We start from the raw sequence: 16,992 nt of genomic DNA on the forward strand, positions 1-16,992 counted from the left end.
ATAGCACCATTAAAAATGCAGGTTTATATAACGTTATATAACTTGACAACTATATTGTTTTTTTAACATATTAATTTTTATATTTCAACCTAAATTAACTAGCATAAACATGTATCACTACATAAATTCAGACAGGTTAGATTTAGAAGCTATCCATAATATTACAAGCACTAATAAAAAATTAAAATTAGCTGACGAGTCAATTAATAAAATAAAAAAATGTCGTGCATATTTAGATGAAAAAATGAAAACACATAGCGAACCAATCTACGGAATTAACACTGGGTTTGGGTCGTTATACAACATTAAAATAAACGGAACTAATTTACAACAACTACAAGAAAATCTAGTAATGAGTCATGCTTGTGGCACAGGCGAAGAAGTACCTCAAGAGATTGTAAAACTAATGCTATTGTTAAAAATCAAGGCTATCAGTTTTGGACATTCTGGAGTTCAATTAAGTACCGTAGAGCGCTTAATCGATTTTTACAATAATGACATTTTACCCGTAGTATATACTCAGGGTTCACTAGGGGCCTCGGGCGATTTAGCTCCGTTAGCACATTTAGCTTTACCTTTAATTGGCTTAGGCGAAGTATATGTTAAAGGAGAAAAATTTGCTACCAAAAAAATGCTTGAGCAATTTTCGTGGAAAAAAATAAACCTACAATCTAAAGAAGGGTTAGCTTTACTAAACGGAACCCAATTTATGAGTGCCTATGGTATTTTTACACTTTTAAAAGCATATAAACTATCGTATTTAGCAGATGTTATTGGTACTATTTCATTAGAGGCTTTTGATGGTAGAATAGAACCTTTTAACGAGTTAATACACTTAATACGCCCTCATAACGGACAACTAAAAACAGCCAAACGTATAACCCATTTTTTAACCGACAGTAAATTAATAACACAACCCAAAACACACGTACAAGATCCCTACTCTTTTCGCTGTATGCCTCAGGTACATGGCGCTACAAAAGACACGTTAACCTTTGTTACCAAAACATTTTTAACCGAAATAAATTCGGTAACCGATAACCCTAATATTTTTGTAGAAGAAGACGCTATAATTTCTGGCGGAAATTTTCACGGTCAACCACTAGCCTTAGCTTTAGATTATTTAGCTATTGCTGTGGCAGAACTTGGTTCTATTTCTGAAAGAAGAATATACCAATTAATTGCTGGCTTACGAGGATTGCCCGCATTTTTGGTTACAAACCCAGGATTAAATAGTGGCTTTATGATTCCGCAATATACCGCCGCCAGTATTGTAAGTCAAACCAAACAATATTGCACCCCATCAACTATAGATTCTATTGTTTCTTCTAATGGGCAAGAAGACCATGTTTCTATGGGAGCAAATGCTGCTACAAAAGCTAAAAAGGTAATTGATAATGTTACCACAGTATTAGCAATTGAGCTATTAAATGCTTCTCAAGCCTTAAGTTATAGAAAAGAAAAAACCTCTCCGTTTTTAGAAACTTTTGTTAAAGCTTTTAGAGAGGATGTTCCGTTAGTTAACGAAGATCGTGTATTACATAACGATATTAAAAATGCTGAAAATTTTATTGCCTATTTAAATATTGAACCTTCAGATTTATTTTAGGTAAACAACACACTAAACTATGCTAACAAAAAATTGACGTACGCTTATTCGTTAACAAGCGTACGTTTATATGCCCCTTTAGCTAATTTTTCTCTAATCGCTGAAAAAGCTTTAATAGTATCATCTACATCTTGCTGAGTATGACGAGCAGTTGGTATTAATCGTAAAATAATTAAACCTTTTGGTATTACTGGATATACTACAATTGAACAAAACACATTATGATTTTCACGTAAATCATACACCATTGCCATTGCTTCAGGTATATCTCCTTTTAAATAAACAGGCGTAATACAGGTTTGTGTTGTACCCAAATCAAAACCTGCATTTCGTAATCCAGATTGTAAAGCATTGGTTATTTTCCAAAGGTTTTCTTTTAATTGAGGCATAGTACGAATCATGTCTAATCGTTTTAATGCACCCTTAACCATTGGCATCGGCAATGATTTAGCAAACATTTGCGAACGCATGTTGTACTGTAAATATTGTATAATGTCTTTATCACCTGCAAAAAAAGCTCCAATACCTGCCATCGATTTTGCAAATGTTGCAAAGTAAACATCTATTCCGTCTTGAATACCTTGTTCAAAGCCTGTTCCTCTTCCTCCTTCGCCTAATGTTCCAAATCCATGAGCATCATCAACTAGAAATCTAAAATTATATTTTTCTTTTAAGGCTACTATTTCTTTTAATTTTCCTTGCTCTCCGCGCATACCAAAAACACCTTCAGAGACTAATAAAATTCCTCCTCCTGTTTTTTCAGCCATTTTTGTTGCTCGCATTAAGTTTTTTTCACAGCTTTCAATATCGTTGTGTTTATAAACAAAACGCTTGCCAGCATGCAAACGAACTCCATCAATAATACAAGCATGGGTATCCATATCATATACAATAACATCGTCTTTAGACACTAATGCATCGATAGCCGACACCATACCTTGATAACCAAAATTAACCAAATACGCTGCTTCTTTACCAACAAATTCAGCACATTCTTGTTCTAATTGCTCGTGATATTTTGTGTGGCCAGACATCATTCTAGCCCCCATTGGGTATGCCATACCATCGGTTGCAGCCGATTCTCCGTCTACTTTTAACACCTCTGGATGATTTGCTAAACCTAAATAATCATTAATACTCCAAGTAATTACTTTTTTACCATTAAAACCCATTCGGTTAGATATAGGTCCTTCTAACTTAGGAAACACATAGTATCCTTCTGCTTCACTTGCCCATTTACCTAATGGCCCTTTATCTTGTCTAATTCTTTCAAATAAATCTTTTGTCATAATTACATGTTATTTTTAAACTGCAAAACTAACATTTTTAATCGACTATTCGAACTTGTATTATTCTAATTTTATAATCAAATCGTTGGCATCAACTAAAGTTCCTGCTGGTAATTGTACTTTGGCTATTACCCCTGTATTTACAGCGGTTACAGTCGTTTCCATTTTCATAGCCTCAATAATAAATAAAGGTTGATTTTCTTTAACTTGATCTCCTTTTTTAACTAATACAGTAGATAATAATCCTTGTAAAGGTGCCCCTATTTGTTTTTTATCGGTAGTATCTACTTTTAAATTTTCTATTTTTTCGACATTTACAGAGTTATCTTTTATTAAAACTGTTCGCATTTGCCCGTTTACTTTAAAGAAAACCATTGCATGCCCTGTTTCATCTGCTTCAGTTTTATGCACCAGTGAAACTAACACTCGTTTACCAGGTTCTATATCAATCATTATTTCTTCATCGACCTTCATTCCAAACAAAAAGTTTTTTGTAGGAATATTCATTACATTACCATATTTTAAATGGTTGTTGTAAGCATCGGTAAACACCTTTGGATATAGTTTATACGATAGAAAATCGGTAATTTCTAAATCGCGCCCCATACCTTTTGCAAACTCTTTTTTAAATACTTTAAATTCTTTTTCAAAGTCTATTGGTTTTAAATGAGCGTTTGGTCTACTAGTGTATGGTTTTTCATTTTTTAAGATAATTTTTTGTAGTTTTTTAGGAAACCCTCCAACAGGTTGCCCTAAATCACCTTTAAAGAAACTGATTACAGATTGAGGAAACGAAATGGTATCGCCTTTTTCCATCACATCTTGAACCGTTAAATTATTACTTATCATGTATTGCGCCATGTCGCCCACCACCTTAGAACTTGGCGTTACTTTAACAATGTCGCCAAACAGTTTATTTACTTCTCCGTACATTTTAGTAACCTCAGTAAACTTATCTTCTAATCCTAAAGCAATGGCTTGCCCTTTTAAGTTAGAGTATTGCCCTCCTGGTATTTCATGTTCGTATACTTCACCAGTACCCGATTTTAAGCCCGATTCAAAAGGATAATAATACCCTCTTACGGTTTCCCAATAATTTGAGTACTCAGCAAGTTTTTGAGTGTTTATCTTATTTTCTCTCGAATTAAATCGCAACATTTCAACTAACGAGTTAAAGTTTGGTTGTGAGGTAAGACCTGATAACCCACCAAGTGCAACATCAACCACATCTACTCCTGCTTCAATTGCTTTTAAATAGGTAGCTGATTGAATTGATGAAGTATCGTGAGTGTGTAAATGTATAGGTATATTAATTTCTGATTTTAATGCGCTAATTAATTCGTAAGCAGCTTCAGGTTTTAACAACCCAGCCATATCTTTTACACCTAATATATGAGCTCCTGCATTTTCAATATCTTTAGCTAGTTGTAAGTAATATTTTAAATCGTATTTTGTTTTTGCAGGGTTTAAAATATCTCCTGTATAACAAATAGAGCCTTCTGCTAAACCTTGTGTTCTTTTTCTTACATGGTTAATACAAGGTTCTATAGATTTCATCCAGTTTAACGAATCAAATATTCTAAAAACATCTACTCCTGTTTCCCACGATTTTTCTACAAATTTTTCAATTAAATTATCTGGATAAGCCGTATAACCAACTCCATTAGAACCTCTTATTAACATTTGTAATAATAGGTTTGGCATCGCTTTTCTTAATAAAGCTAAACGCTCCCATGGGTTTTCTTGTAAAAAGCGTAAACAAACATCAAAAGTAGCACCTCCCCAAACTTCCATACTAAATACTTCTGGATGATTTTTTGCATACCCTTCTGCAACTTTTAGCATATCTATAGTACGCATTCGAGTAGCTAATAAACTTTGGTGCGCATCACGCATAGTGGTATCGGTAAAATGAATTTTTTTCTCATTTTTTAACCACTGTGCAAATTTTTCTGGTCCTAATTCCGTTAATCTATCTTTTGTTCCTAAGGGATATTTTTCTAATTTAGGATATTTAGGTACTGCAGGAAGTGAAAATTGGTGACTTGGATTTGTTTTTTTTACATCTGGATTACCATTTACAATTACTTCCCCTAAAAAATCAATTAATTTATTCGCTCTATTTTTAGGTTCTGTAAACTTAAAAAGCTTGGGTTCGTTTTTTATAAAGTTAACAGTAACCTCACCTTTTCTAAAGGTACTATGTTGTAATATATTTTGTAAAAAAGCTATGTTTGTTTTTACACCCCTAACCCTAAATTCTATCAAGGCACGCATCATTTTTCTACAAGCACCATCTAATGTTCTACTTCTAGCAGAAACTTTAACTAACATTGAATCGAAAAAAGGTGAAATTTTTACACCTTGATAAATACTCCCCGCATCTAATCGAATACCAAAACCTGAGGCACTTCTATAAGTAGTTACAGTTCCATAATCAGGTTTAAAATTATTGGCTGGATCTTCGGTTGTAACCCTACACTGTAACGCATAACCCGAAATAGTAATGTTTTCTTGACTTGGTATTGTTATTTGATTGTCTGATAATTTATATCCTCCAGCAACAAATAATTGAGTTTTTACCAAATCAATATTGGTTATCATTTCTGTTACCGTATGCTCTACTTGAATACGTGGGTTAACCTCTATAAAATAAATACTACCATCATCATCAACCAAAAATTCAACTGTACCAATATTATTATAATCTACTGCTTTACATATATCAATCGCATACTGATATAGTTTGTTTTTAATTTCTTCTGATAATCCTACAGAAGGTGCAAATTCTATTACTTTTTGATAACGTCTTTGTACCGAGCAATCTCTTTCATATAAATGCACAATATTGCCATGAGAGTCGGCAACAATTTGAATTTCAATATGTTTGGGGTTTTCTACATATTTTTCTAAAAACACCGTATCGTCTCCAAAGGCATTTAAAGATTCTCTTCTCGATTCTGGATAAGCCTTTTTTAGTTCTTCTTGATCACGAATTACGCGCATTCCTCTACCACCACCACCTGAAGCAGCTTTTAACATAACAGGGTAGCCTATTTTTTCGGCTTCTGATAATGCTATTTCTACAGAAGTTAAATCTTCTTCACTACTTTTTATAATTGGTATATTATTATTTACCGCAACTTCTTTTGCTGTTATTTTATCTCCTAACGCTTTTAAAACAGAAACTTTAGGACCTATAAAAATAATACCATTATCTTCACATTTTTGAGCAAATTCTGCATTTTCAGATAAAAATCCATATCCAGGATGAATAGCATCTACTTTATTTTCTAAGGCAACCTTAATAATAACATCAATATCTAAATACGGTTTTAAAGGTTCATTATCATCACCTATTTGATAACATTCATCTGCCTTATAACGATGTAAAGAATATCGATCTTCATAAGTGTAAACACCTACCGTTTTTATACCAACTTCTACACAAGCTCTAAATACCCTGATAGCGATTTCTCCCCTATTTGCAACCAGTACTTTTTGTATTTTCATTATTTAACGTTATTATTAATTAGTTCTTTATTTAATCGACAAAGTTAATTTTTAATTTATATTTCTTTAGCCGAAACCCCACTTTTAATTACAAAAAATCAGTAATTTAACAGATTAACAAAATAAGTATAATATAAAACGTATTTGTTATCACTAATAAATAAAATAAAAAAAAGACTTAAAATTAGCCTTATCAAAAGTTTAAAAAATATATCTAGAGCTCTAAATAATTTATGAAGTGTTTAATTGTAGCTTATTTTTTGAAAATTATTTAACCCGTTTTTAGGCTAAAAGTTTTATAGAAAACCTTGTTTTTTCATCCAATCTTCAGAATATATTTTGTTCATATAGCGAGAGCCATGATCAGGAAAAATAATAACAACCACACTATTGTCATCAAAATACCCTTTTTCGGCATATTGCTGAGTTGCTTGCATAGCCGCCCCAGAGGTATACCCAGGAAAAATACCTTCTGTTTTTACTATTTCGCGAGCTTTAAAAGCCGCCTCTTTATCGGTAACTTTTTCATAGATATCGATAATATCAAAATCAGTAGCTGTAGGAATTAAATTCTTTCCTAAGCCTTCAATTTTATACGAACTAATTTCACTTTCGTCAAACTCGCCTGTCTCATGAAATTTTTTTAATACCGAACCTACCGCATCTACTCCTAAAACTTTAATATTAGGATTTTGTTCTTTTAAATATTTACCTACACCAGAAATAGTACCTCCTGTACCACTTGCTATTACTACATGAGTAACTTTTCCTTTGGTTTGCTCCCATATTTCACGACCCGTAGTTAAATAATGTGCTTCTATATTTAACTCATTAAAATATTGATTAATGTAAATTGAGCCTTCGTGTTGTTTGTGTAATTTTTTAGCGACTTCGTAATATGACCTAGCATCATCGGCAGGCACATAGGCTGGGCAAACATGCACCTCTGCCCCCATAGCCTTAAGCATATCTATTTTATCTTGAGATGATTTGTCGCTTACAGCTAAAATACACTTATAACCTTTTACAATAGCAATCATTGCTAGCGAAAAACCTGTGTTACCTGAGGTGGTTTCTACAATTGTATCTCCTGGTTTTAGAATACCTTTTTTTTCGGCATTTTGAACTATGTGTAAAGCTATTCGATCTTTTGAAGAATGCCCTGGATTAAAAGCTTCTAATTTCGCATAATAACGTCCTTTTAATTGACTTGTTATTTTTTGAAGTTTTACTAATGGGGTTTGCCCAATTAGTTCTAATATCGTATTAATAGCTTCTTGATTTCGTGTCATTTCTTAATATAAAGCCTCACTTTTTTTTTAAAAAAATTGTGGGTTTATTTGTAGCTGTCTGCAAAAGTACGGTTTAACCATTAAATTTTAAAATCTATTTCGTACTGTTTTTTAAATTTTATTATAATTTACCTTCGGTATCTAAAATAAAGGTATAATCTCTAGCTGTTTCTTTTAACGTATCAAATCTACCTGAGGCTCCTCCATGACCTGTTTCCATGTCGGTATGTAAAAATAATTTAGTATTACCTGTTTTTAACGCTCTTAATTTAGCCACCCATTTTGCAGGTTCCCAATACTGCACCTGACTATCATGTAACCCTGTAGTAACCAGCATATTAGGATAATCTTGCTCCTTTACCTGATCGTAGGGCGAATATGATAAAATATAATCGTAATAGATTTTATCATTCGGATTTCCCCATTCATCATACTCTCCCGTAGTTAATGGAATACTATCATCTAACATTGTTGAAACAACATCTACAAAAGGAACTGCCGCAATAACTCCATTATATAATTCTGGAGCCATATTTACTACCACCCCCATTAACAATCCACCTGCCGAACCGCCCATTGCATATAAATGTTTTGGAGAGGTATACCCTTGATTTATTAAATATTTAGAACAATCAATAAAGTCGGTAAATGTATTTTTTTTATGAAGCATTTTACCTTCTTCGTACCACTCTCTCCCTAAATATTGTCCACCACGGATATGCGCCAAAGCAAATATAAACCCTCTATCTAATAAACTTAAACGGGTCGTTGAGAATCCATCAGAAACAGTATAACCATACGAACCATAAGCATATTGAAAAACAGGGGTGTTTTTATTAATTTCTATATCTTTTCTATACACCAATGAAATGGGTATTTTTTTTCCATCTCTAGCTGTTGCCCAAACTCGTTTGCTGGTATAATTATTTTTATCAAATGTACCTCCTAAAACTTCTTGTTCTTTTTTTACTTCTTTTATTTTCGTTTTCATATTAAAATCAATGACAGAACTTGGCGTAGTCATCGAATTGTATGAATATCGAATTATATCAGTATCAAAATCTGGATTATAATGTACACTTGCCGAATAGGTTTCTTCGTCAAAAGGCAAGTAATAATCTACCGAATCATCCCAACTTTTAACACGTATTTTGCTAAGTCCATCATGTCTTTCTTCTATAACCAAATAGTCTTTAAAAATTGACATGTCTTCAAATAAAGTGTCTTTTCTATGCGAAATAACATCTGTCCAATTTTCTTTAGCTGTTTTATTTTCTAAAGTTTTCATCAATTTAAAATTGATAGCATTATCTTTATTCGTTTTGATATAAAAATAATCGCCATAGTGGTCAACATCATACTCTAAATTACGTTCACGAGGTTGAATTATTCTAAATATCCCATTGGGGTTATCAGCCTCTAAAACACTATACTCTGTAGAAACCGTATTATACGAACCTATAAGTATATATTTTTTAGACTTGGTTTTTGAAACAAAAGCATTAAACGTTTCGTCTTTTTCTTCAAAAACAAGTTGATCTAAACTTGAATCTGTACCTAAAATATGTTTATAAATTTTAGCACTACGTAAAGTTACAGGGTCTTTTTTTACATAAAACAACGTTTTGTTGTCATTTGCCCAAATAGAACCTCCTGTGGTATTTTCTATTTTATCTACATAAACTTGACCTGTTTCTAAATTTTTAACTTGTATTATGTACTGTCTTCTACTAACTGTATCTACAGCAAAAGCCACCAATTTATTATTAGGCGACACACTTAAACCTCCCAACTGAAAGTAACTATACCCTTTAGCCTCATCATTTACATTAAATAAAATTTCTTCATCAGCCGTTAAGCTTTCTTTTTTTCGAGCATAAATAGGGTACTGATCTCCTTTTTGAAAACGTGTAATATAAAAATAACCGTTACTTTTGTAAGGCACCGTTTCGTCATCTTCTTTAATGCGCCCTTTCATTTCTTCAAATAATTCTTCTTGAAAGGTCTTGGTGTTTTGCGTTAGTTTATTGTAATACTCATTTTCTTGTGTTAAATAAGCATATACTTTTCGGGTTTGTTCATCCTTATTTTGAGCGTTTTTTTGTTCATCGGTTAACCGCATCCAAAAATAATTGTCTACCCGAATATCTCCGTGTTTTTCTAATTTTACAGGTATTTTTTCTGCTATAGGAGGATGTATATCTATATTTTTCATTTTATTTTTTTACAAGCAAGCGCAAAGGTAAGGTTTAATAAAATTATCAACAATAAAAAATATCTAGTCATTAGTTTATTCTTATAGAATTTGTAATTTTGAGTCTCTTTAATTTTAAGCCCTTTAAATTATTTCAAATGACAAAATATAGAATCGAAAAAGATACTTTAGGCGAAGTAAAAGTGCCTGCCGATAAATATTGGGGAGCACAAACCGAACGTTCTCGAAACAATTTTAAAATTGGCGCACCAGCCTCTATGCCTCTAGAAATTGTATACGGATTTGCGTATTTAAAAAAAGCCGCAGCTTATGCCAATACCGAATTAGGTGTTTTAACAATCGAAAAACGCGATTTAATTGCTCAAGTTTGCGACGAAATTTTAGCTGGTAAGCTAAACAACCAGTTTCCGTTAGTTATTTGGCAAACAGGTTCGGGTACACAAAGCAATATGAATGTAAACGAAGTAATTGCTAACCGAGCACATGAAATTGCTGGAAAAGTAATTGGTGAAGGTGAAAAAACTATTCAGTCTAACGATGATGTAAACAAATCACAATCATCAAACGACACTTTTCCTACAGGTATGCATATTGCTATTTATAAAAAAATTGTAGAAACCACCATACCAGGTATTCAACAACTACGAGATACCTTACAAGCAAAATCTGAAGCCTTTAACCAAGTTGTAAAAATTGGACGCACACACTTAATGGATGCTACACCGCTAACCCTAGGGCAAGAATTTTCTGGGTACGTAGCTCAATTAACCTTTGGATTACAAGCACTACAAAATTCACTAGCGCATTTATCGCAATTAGCCTTAGGTGGTACAGCTGTTGGAACAGGGTTAAATACCCCCGCTGGCTACGACGTACTTGTTGCTAAGTATATTGCTGAATTTACAGGACTACCTTTTATAACCGCTAAAAATAAATTTGAAGCCTTAGCGGCACATGATGCATTAGTAGAAACCCACGGAGCCTTAAAACAATTAGCTGTTTCACTAAACAAAATAGCTAACGATATTCGCTTACTAGCTTCTGGCCCTCGTTCGGGCATAGGCGAAATTATTATACCCGCCAACGAACCTGGCTCTTCTATAATGCCTGGAAAAGTTAACCCAACCCAAGCAGAAGCACTCACTATGGTATGTGCTCAAGTAATGGGTAACGATGTAGCAATTACTATCGGAGGCACACAAGGACATTACGAATTAAATGTATTCAAACCTCTAATGGCGGCAAATGTATTACAGTCTGCCCAATTACTGGGTGATGCCTGCGCATCTTTCAATATTAACTGTGCTGTAGGAATTGAACCTAATAAAACCCGAATTAACGAATTACTAAATAACTCGCTAATGTTAGTTACGGCTTTAAACACAAAAATAGGTTATTATAAAGCAGCCGAAATTGCTAATACCGCCCATAAAAACGGAACAACTTTAAAAGAAGAAGCTATTCGATTAGGCTATGTAACACCTAAACAATACGACGAGTGGGTTAAACCAGAAGATATGATTGGAAGTTTAAAATAATATTTTTTTAAACTAAAAACAAAAAGCTACAATTAACATTGTAGCTTTTTTTATCTCAATAAAAAACGAAAACACTAGATTATAAAACTACCTCTAATCTATTTTAAAAATTAATTTAATTGTAGTTTTTACCGTAAGTTTGTGATATCTATTGTAATAATAAATGACAACTTTATATACAAATATCAAAGAGCTCATTCAAGTTAGAGAGGCAAACATTAAAAAAGTATCAGGTCCTGCAATGGGTATTTTACCCACTATTAAAAATGCCTTTTTACTAATTAAAGACGACACCATTATTTCTTACGGAAAAATGAGTGACTCTCACATATTTAATTTTGACAAAAAAATAGACTGCTCTGGCAAAATGATATTACCTGCTTGGTGCGATTCGCACACCCACATAGTATATGCAGGAAATCGTGAGCAAGAATTTATTGACCGAATTAATGGTTTAAGCTACGAAGAAATTGCTAATAAAGGTGGCGGTATTTTAAATTCAGCAAAAAAACTACAAGAAACTTCAGAAGAAGAATTGTATGAGCAATCTGCCAAACGATTAGAAGAAATAATGATGTTAGGCACAGGTGCTTTAGAAATAAAATCGGGTTATGGGCTAACCGTTGCTGCTGAACTAAAAATGTTGCGTGTTATTAAGCAATTAAAACAAAATTATCCACTACCCATAAAAGCTACTTTTTTAGGCGCACACGCCCTTCCTAAAGAATACAAAAAAAATCCTTCTGGTTATGTTGATTTAATTATTAACGAAATGCTTCCTAAAATTGCTGACGAAAAACTGGCCGAATTTATTGATGTTTTTTGTGAAAAAGGCTACTTTTCAGTTAACGATACTAATCACATTTTATCAGCTGGAAAAAAATATGGGTTACACCCTAAAATTCATGTAAATCAATTTAATTCAATTGGCGGTGTGCAAATAGCCATAAAACACCAAGCCCTTTCTGTTGATCATTTAGAGGTTATGACCCAAGATGATATTGATGCACTAAAAAACTCAAATACCATGCCTGTGGCCCTACCTTCGTGTTCTTATTTTTTAAGCATTCCATACACCCCTGCTAGAGCTATTATTAATGCTAAATTACCTTTAGCTTTAGCATCTGATTTTAACCCAGGGTCAACACCTTCTGGAAACATGAATTTTGTAGTTGCTACCGCATGCATTAAAATGAAAATGACTCCTGAAGAGGCAATAAATGCAGCAACTATAAACGGAGCTTACGCTATGAATCTTGCTGATAAGGTAGGTAGCATCACTATAGGTAAAAAAGCTAATTTTATAGTTACCAAACCTATTCCAAGCTATGGTTTTATACCTTATAACTTTGGTTCTACAGTAATTGACACAGTATATATTAATGGAAAAAAAATATAAAATGCTTACCTTTTTTTCTCATAACGATATTGAAAACCTAACTAACACACGTAAAGGAGAAATAAAGTTAGGCGAAAATGTAACAACTCTTAATCCTAAAAAACAGCTATTTGTTGAGCTTGAAAATTCAGATGCTTTATTTGTTATTTTAGGAGTTCCAGAAGACATTGGTGTACGTATGAATTATGGTTTAGGTGGTGCACACACAGCTTTTATACCCGCTTTAAAAGCTCTGCTAAACATTCAAGAAAACCAGTTTATAACAGGCAACGACATTCTTGTTTTGGGTTATTTAGATTGTTTAAACGAAGTGGTAAATTTTGACCCTACTAATCGAAAAAAAGGCGACACTATTGTTAATAAAATTGATGATAAATTATCTGAAATTATTCAAATTATAATTGAATCAAACAAAATACCCATAATTATTGGAGGGGGTCATAATAATGCTTTTGGTAATTTAAAAGGATTATCATTAGCCAAAAAACAACCTATAAACGCTATTAATCTTGATGCACATACCGACTTACGCTTATTAGAAAAACGCCATAGTGGAAATGGCTTTTCATATGCTTTAAAAGAAGGTTTTTTACAAAACTATTTTATATTTGGTTTACACGAAAATTACACCCCTCAATATATTTTCGATTTAATTCATAACAATATTAATATAGAATACAATACTTTTGAAGAGCTAGCCATTTATAAAACCACTCGATTTGAAAGCGAATTAACCCGCGCCAAAAATTTCATTAAAAATGCACCTTTTGGTATTGAAATTGATTTAGATTGCATTCAAAATTTCCCTTCCAGTGCCATAACACCAAGTGGATTTACCCCTGAGCAAACCCGAGAATTTGTATACACTTTTGGCAAACTTAACCTCGCCAGCTACCTTCATATTTGCGAGGGTGCACCCGCAATAAGTAACCATTCAATAGCCACAAATTTAGTTGGTAAATTTATTAGTTATTTAATTTCTGACTTTATTAAAGCTAAAAAATATAGCTATTAGTTTTTAAATTTTTTATATACATTCAAAAAAGGTATAATTTTAACAACTAGTATTTTTATTGTAAGTTTGTTCTTGAAGTTAAGCTCAAACAATGAACTATATTTTATTTGATGGCGATGTGCGTAATGCATTATTGCCATTTACTTTTACACGACCTGTTGCCGATATTAGAGTAGGCATATTAACCATTAGAGAAAAGTGGGAAACTTTTTTAGGACTAACCACCACTACCATTACCGAAGAGTATTTAGAACATAAATATCCGATGGTAGAAATGGAAAAGAATATACTCGTAAACGCCTCTTTTTTACCCACAAAAGAATTGGTAGCTATGGTAAAAAAACTATCAGAAAATGAAGCTATTTTTAAGGGTGAAGATGTCGTTGCTTTTTACACTTCTGATACACAAGACGAAGTATCTTTTGATAATTACAAACAAATTGAATTTGAAAAAGAGTTAATACAAATTAAAAACACATGGGATATTTTTTCTTTAAACGGAAAAGCTATCGAAGCTGATTTTGAATTACTTACTCAAGGTAAAAAATCACAACCCATACCCGAAACAGTTAACTGTATTAATAAAGAAAATATTTTTATCGAAGAAGGCGCAACCTTAACCTTTGCTTGTATCAATGCTTCAAACGGCCCTGTTTACATTGGTAAAGACAGCGAAATTATGGAAGGTTCTCTTATTCGAGGCCCATTTGCTTTGTGTGAAAAAGCCATTCTAAAATTAGGAACAAAAGTATATGGACCAACTACTATAGGCCCTTATTGTAAAATAGGAGGAGAAATAAATAATTCGGTGTTATTTGGCTATTCTAGTAAAGGTCACGAAGGTTATTTAGGTAATTCTGTTATTGGAGAATGGTGTAATCTAGGTGCCGACACCAATAATTCTAACTTAAAAAACAACTATGCCGAAGTAAAAATTTGGAGCTATGAAACACAACGTTTTGAAAAAACAGGACTACAATTTTGCGGGTTAATGATGGGAGACCATTCTAAATGTGGTATCAATACTATGTTTAATACCGGAACGGTGGTTGGGGTATCAGCTAATATATTTGGTAGTGGATTTCCAAGAAACTTTATCCCCTCTTATAGTTGGGGCGGTGCATCTGGGTTTACCGAGTACAAAACCAGCAAAGCTCTTGAAGTAGTAAAAGTAGTAATGGCTAGAAAAAATGAAGTTTTTGACGAACAAGAACAGACTATTTTAGAGCATGTTTTTGAAATATCAAAAAAATATCGAAACTACTAATTGTTATTTTTAATAAATTAAGTTAATTAAAAAAGGTGAGATTTTTTTTCTCACCTTTTTTAATATTCTTCTATTAAGTAAACCGTTAACCTTGTTTCTAAAAAAACACCTCTATTAATTAAGAGTATATTTTACTGCTAATAAATAGGTTAACCCGTTAAATTATTTTAACACTTCTGTAATTACTTTACCCGTGTTTCCATTAGGCGCTTCTATTTGAAGTAATGTAGCTATCGTTGGGGCAATATCTGTAATTTCATGTTCTTTTTTAGAAACCCCTTGTTTAATTCCATTTCCGTAAAAAATTAAAGGCACATGAGTATCATACGAATATCCTGAGCCATGCGTAGTTCCTTTTTTCGGGTAACTAACTGTTGCAGGAGTAGGCACTAATAATACATCGCCTGAAAGTTTTTGATTATACCCATTTTGTAACGAATTTAAAATACCCTTATCAAAACTAGTTGTCTGTAATGTACGAGCAGTAACGGCTTTATATATTCCTTTGTAGCTAATTGATTCATCTGCTAACCTTTGTGCTACCGTATTTACATCTAATTTTAAAGACTCTATTTTTTCTTTGTTTAAAAATATTTGAAAGTTAGAAATATTTTCAACCAAATCTTCTGACTTAAAATATTTTTTACAAACTTCTTTTATAAACTGTTCGTACTTCACATAACTAAAATACTTTGCTGGTATTTTTATTGACTGTAAATATGCAGGAACCTGAACCGCTGCATGATCAGCCGTTAAAAATAAAGTGTAATTTCCTTTTCCTATTTTTTGATCTAAAAACTGTAAAAAGCTTTCTAAATCTTTATCTAAACGTAAATAAGTGTCTTCAATTTCTTTAGAAGCCACTCCATACTGATGACCTACATAATCAGTACATGAAAAACTAAGCGTTAAAAAATCGGTAAATTTCGACTTACCTAAATTTTCACCTATAATAGCCGCTTCTGCAAAGTCTTTTGTTAACGAGTTTCCTGATGGGGTATATTTTAGTATTGTATAGTTATTATTTTTACTACGCAATGCTGGGATATCATGTGGAAAAACAGGTTTTTCCTCTCCATTAAACGTGCCTTCAAAATTATTATCATCAGCAATACTTTCAGTATAAGTATTAATATCATATAACGTTTCCCATGGTTTACTAAGGTAAGCGTCTACTTTGCCTGATTTATTAAATTCTTGTACCCAATTTGGCAATTCTTTTATATAATACGAAGAAGAAACCCAAGTTCCTTGAGCACCACCATCAAACCAATAAGCAGCATTTGCTGTATGACCCGCAGGTAAAATAGCAGCTCTATCTTTAATAGAAACCCCTATGGTTTTATTTTGCATATTTTGAGCCAATCGAAGTTGGTCTGTAATAGTCGTTGTTAATTGTCTATTGGGTGATTTTCTTCCACCTTCACCATCATTACCAATGGTTCTATAGTTATTGTCATCAACACAATAAACTATTTTTTTTAAATATTTATCGTACCAATTATTCGAAATAATACCGTGATTTATTGGAGTGGTTCCTGTAAAAATAGAGGTATGCCCTACCGCTGTATAAGTTGGTATATAGTTGTAATGTGTGTTTTGAACTGAAAAGCCTTCACGTAACAATCTTTTAAAACCGCCTTCGCCATATTTATCAGCAAAACGAACCAAATAGTCATATCGCATTTGATCTACTACAATACCTACTACTAGTTTAGGTTTTGATTGTTTTTTTGAAGGGTTATGGCATGCCATAAATATAGATAAGACAAAAATTAAAAGGATAGTTTTTTTCATATTTTTAAAAATAATAATTTTGAGGCTTCAAATATACATAAATATATAAGGTAACCTA

General features: G+C 32.6%; 10 protein-coding genes. 5 read left to right on the forward strand and 5 right to left on the reverse strand.

Annotation, left to right across the window (positions count from 1 at the left end; translation table 11 throughout):
* Positions 1 to 109: 109 nt before the first annotated feature.
* Positions 110 to 1,609, forward strand: a complete 1,500-nt coding sequence (gene hutH / locus AB2B44_RS01280; protein ID WP_369047743.1) for a histidine ammonia-lyase — start codon at positions 110 to 112, stop codon at positions 1,607 to 1,609.
* A gap of 44 nt (positions 1,610 to 1,653) precedes the next feature.
* On the opposite strand, the gene AB2B44_RS01285 is transcribed toward hutH, so the two are convergent.
* The 4 genes from AB2B44_RS01285 to AB2B44_RS01300 form a co-directional block, all read right to left on the reverse strand.
* Positions 1,654 to 2,898, reverse strand: coding sequence for an aminotransferase class I/II-fold pyridoxal phosphate-dependent enzyme (locus tag AB2B44_RS01285; RefSeq protein ID WP_369047744.1), 1,245 nt, complete (start codon positions 2,896 to 2,898; stop codon positions 1,654 to 1,656).
* 60 nt (positions 2,899 to 2,958) lie between these two features.
* Complete coding sequence (locus AB2B44_RS01290) at positions 2,959 to 6,411, reverse strand: pyruvate carboxylase (RefSeq protein ID WP_369047745.1); 3,453 nt, start codon at positions 6,409 to 6,411, stop codon at positions 2,959 to 2,961.
* A gap of 296 nt (positions 6,412 to 6,707) precedes the next feature.
* Entirely contained in the window at positions 6,708 to 7,703 is a 996-nt protein-coding gene (locus tag AB2B44_RS01295; protein WP_369047746.1) for a PLP-dependent cysteine synthase family protein, read from the reverse strand.
* 121 nt (positions 7,704 to 7,824) lie between these two features.
* Positions 7,825 to 9,918, reverse strand: a complete 2,094-nt coding sequence (locus AB2B44_RS01300) for a S9 family peptidase (protein WP_369047747.1) — start codon at positions 9,916 to 9,918, stop codon at positions 7,825 to 7,827.
* Between the two features lie 137 nt (positions 9,919 to 10,055).
* Between AB2B44_RS01300 and fumC the strand changes: the two genes are divergently transcribed.
* From fumC to AB2B44_RS01320, 4 genes are all read left to right on the forward strand, one after another.
* Positions 10,056 to 11,456 carry a class II fumarate hydratase gene (gene fumC / locus AB2B44_RS01305; RefSeq protein WP_369047748.1) on the forward strand — a complete coding sequence of 467 codons (1,401 nt, stop codon included), beginning with the start codon at positions 10,056 to 10,058 and terminating at the stop codon, positions 11,454 to 11,456.
* Positions 11,457 to 11,619: 163 nt separating this feature from the next.
* On the forward strand, positions 11,620 to 12,855 hold the full coding sequence (hutI, locus tag AB2B44_RS01310; protein WP_369047749.1) for an imidazolonepropionase: 1,236 nt from the start codon (positions 11,620 to 11,622) through the stop codon (positions 12,853 to 12,855).
* Position 12,856: 1 nt separating this feature from the next.
* Positions 12,857 to 13,870, forward strand: a complete 1,014-nt coding sequence (locus AB2B44_RS01315) for a formimidoylglutamase (RefSeq protein WP_369047750.1) — start codon at positions 12,857 to 12,859, stop codon at positions 13,868 to 13,870.
* 91 nt (positions 13,871 to 13,961) lie between these two features.
* Positions 13,962 to 15,137, forward strand: a complete 1,176-nt coding sequence (locus AB2B44_RS01320) for a GlmU family protein (RefSeq protein WP_369047751.1) — start codon at positions 13,962 to 13,964, stop codon at positions 15,135 to 15,137.
* Between the two features lie 162 nt (positions 15,138 to 15,299).
* Here AB2B44_RS01320 and pafA read toward each other — a convergent pair whose 3' ends face one another.
* A complete protein-coding gene (gene pafA / locus AB2B44_RS01325) occupies positions 15,300 to 16,934 on the reverse strand; it encodes an alkaline phosphatase PafA (protein ID WP_369047752.1) in 1,635 nt (544 codons plus the stop codon).
* Between the last annotated feature and the right edge of the window lie 58 nt (positions 16,935 to 16,992).

This window comes from Tenacibaculum sp. UWU-22 (genome assembly GCF_041021355.1).
In the GTDB taxonomy this organism is placed as follows: domain Bacteria; phylum Bacteroidota; class Bacteroidia; order Flavobacteriales; family Flavobacteriaceae; genus Polaribacter.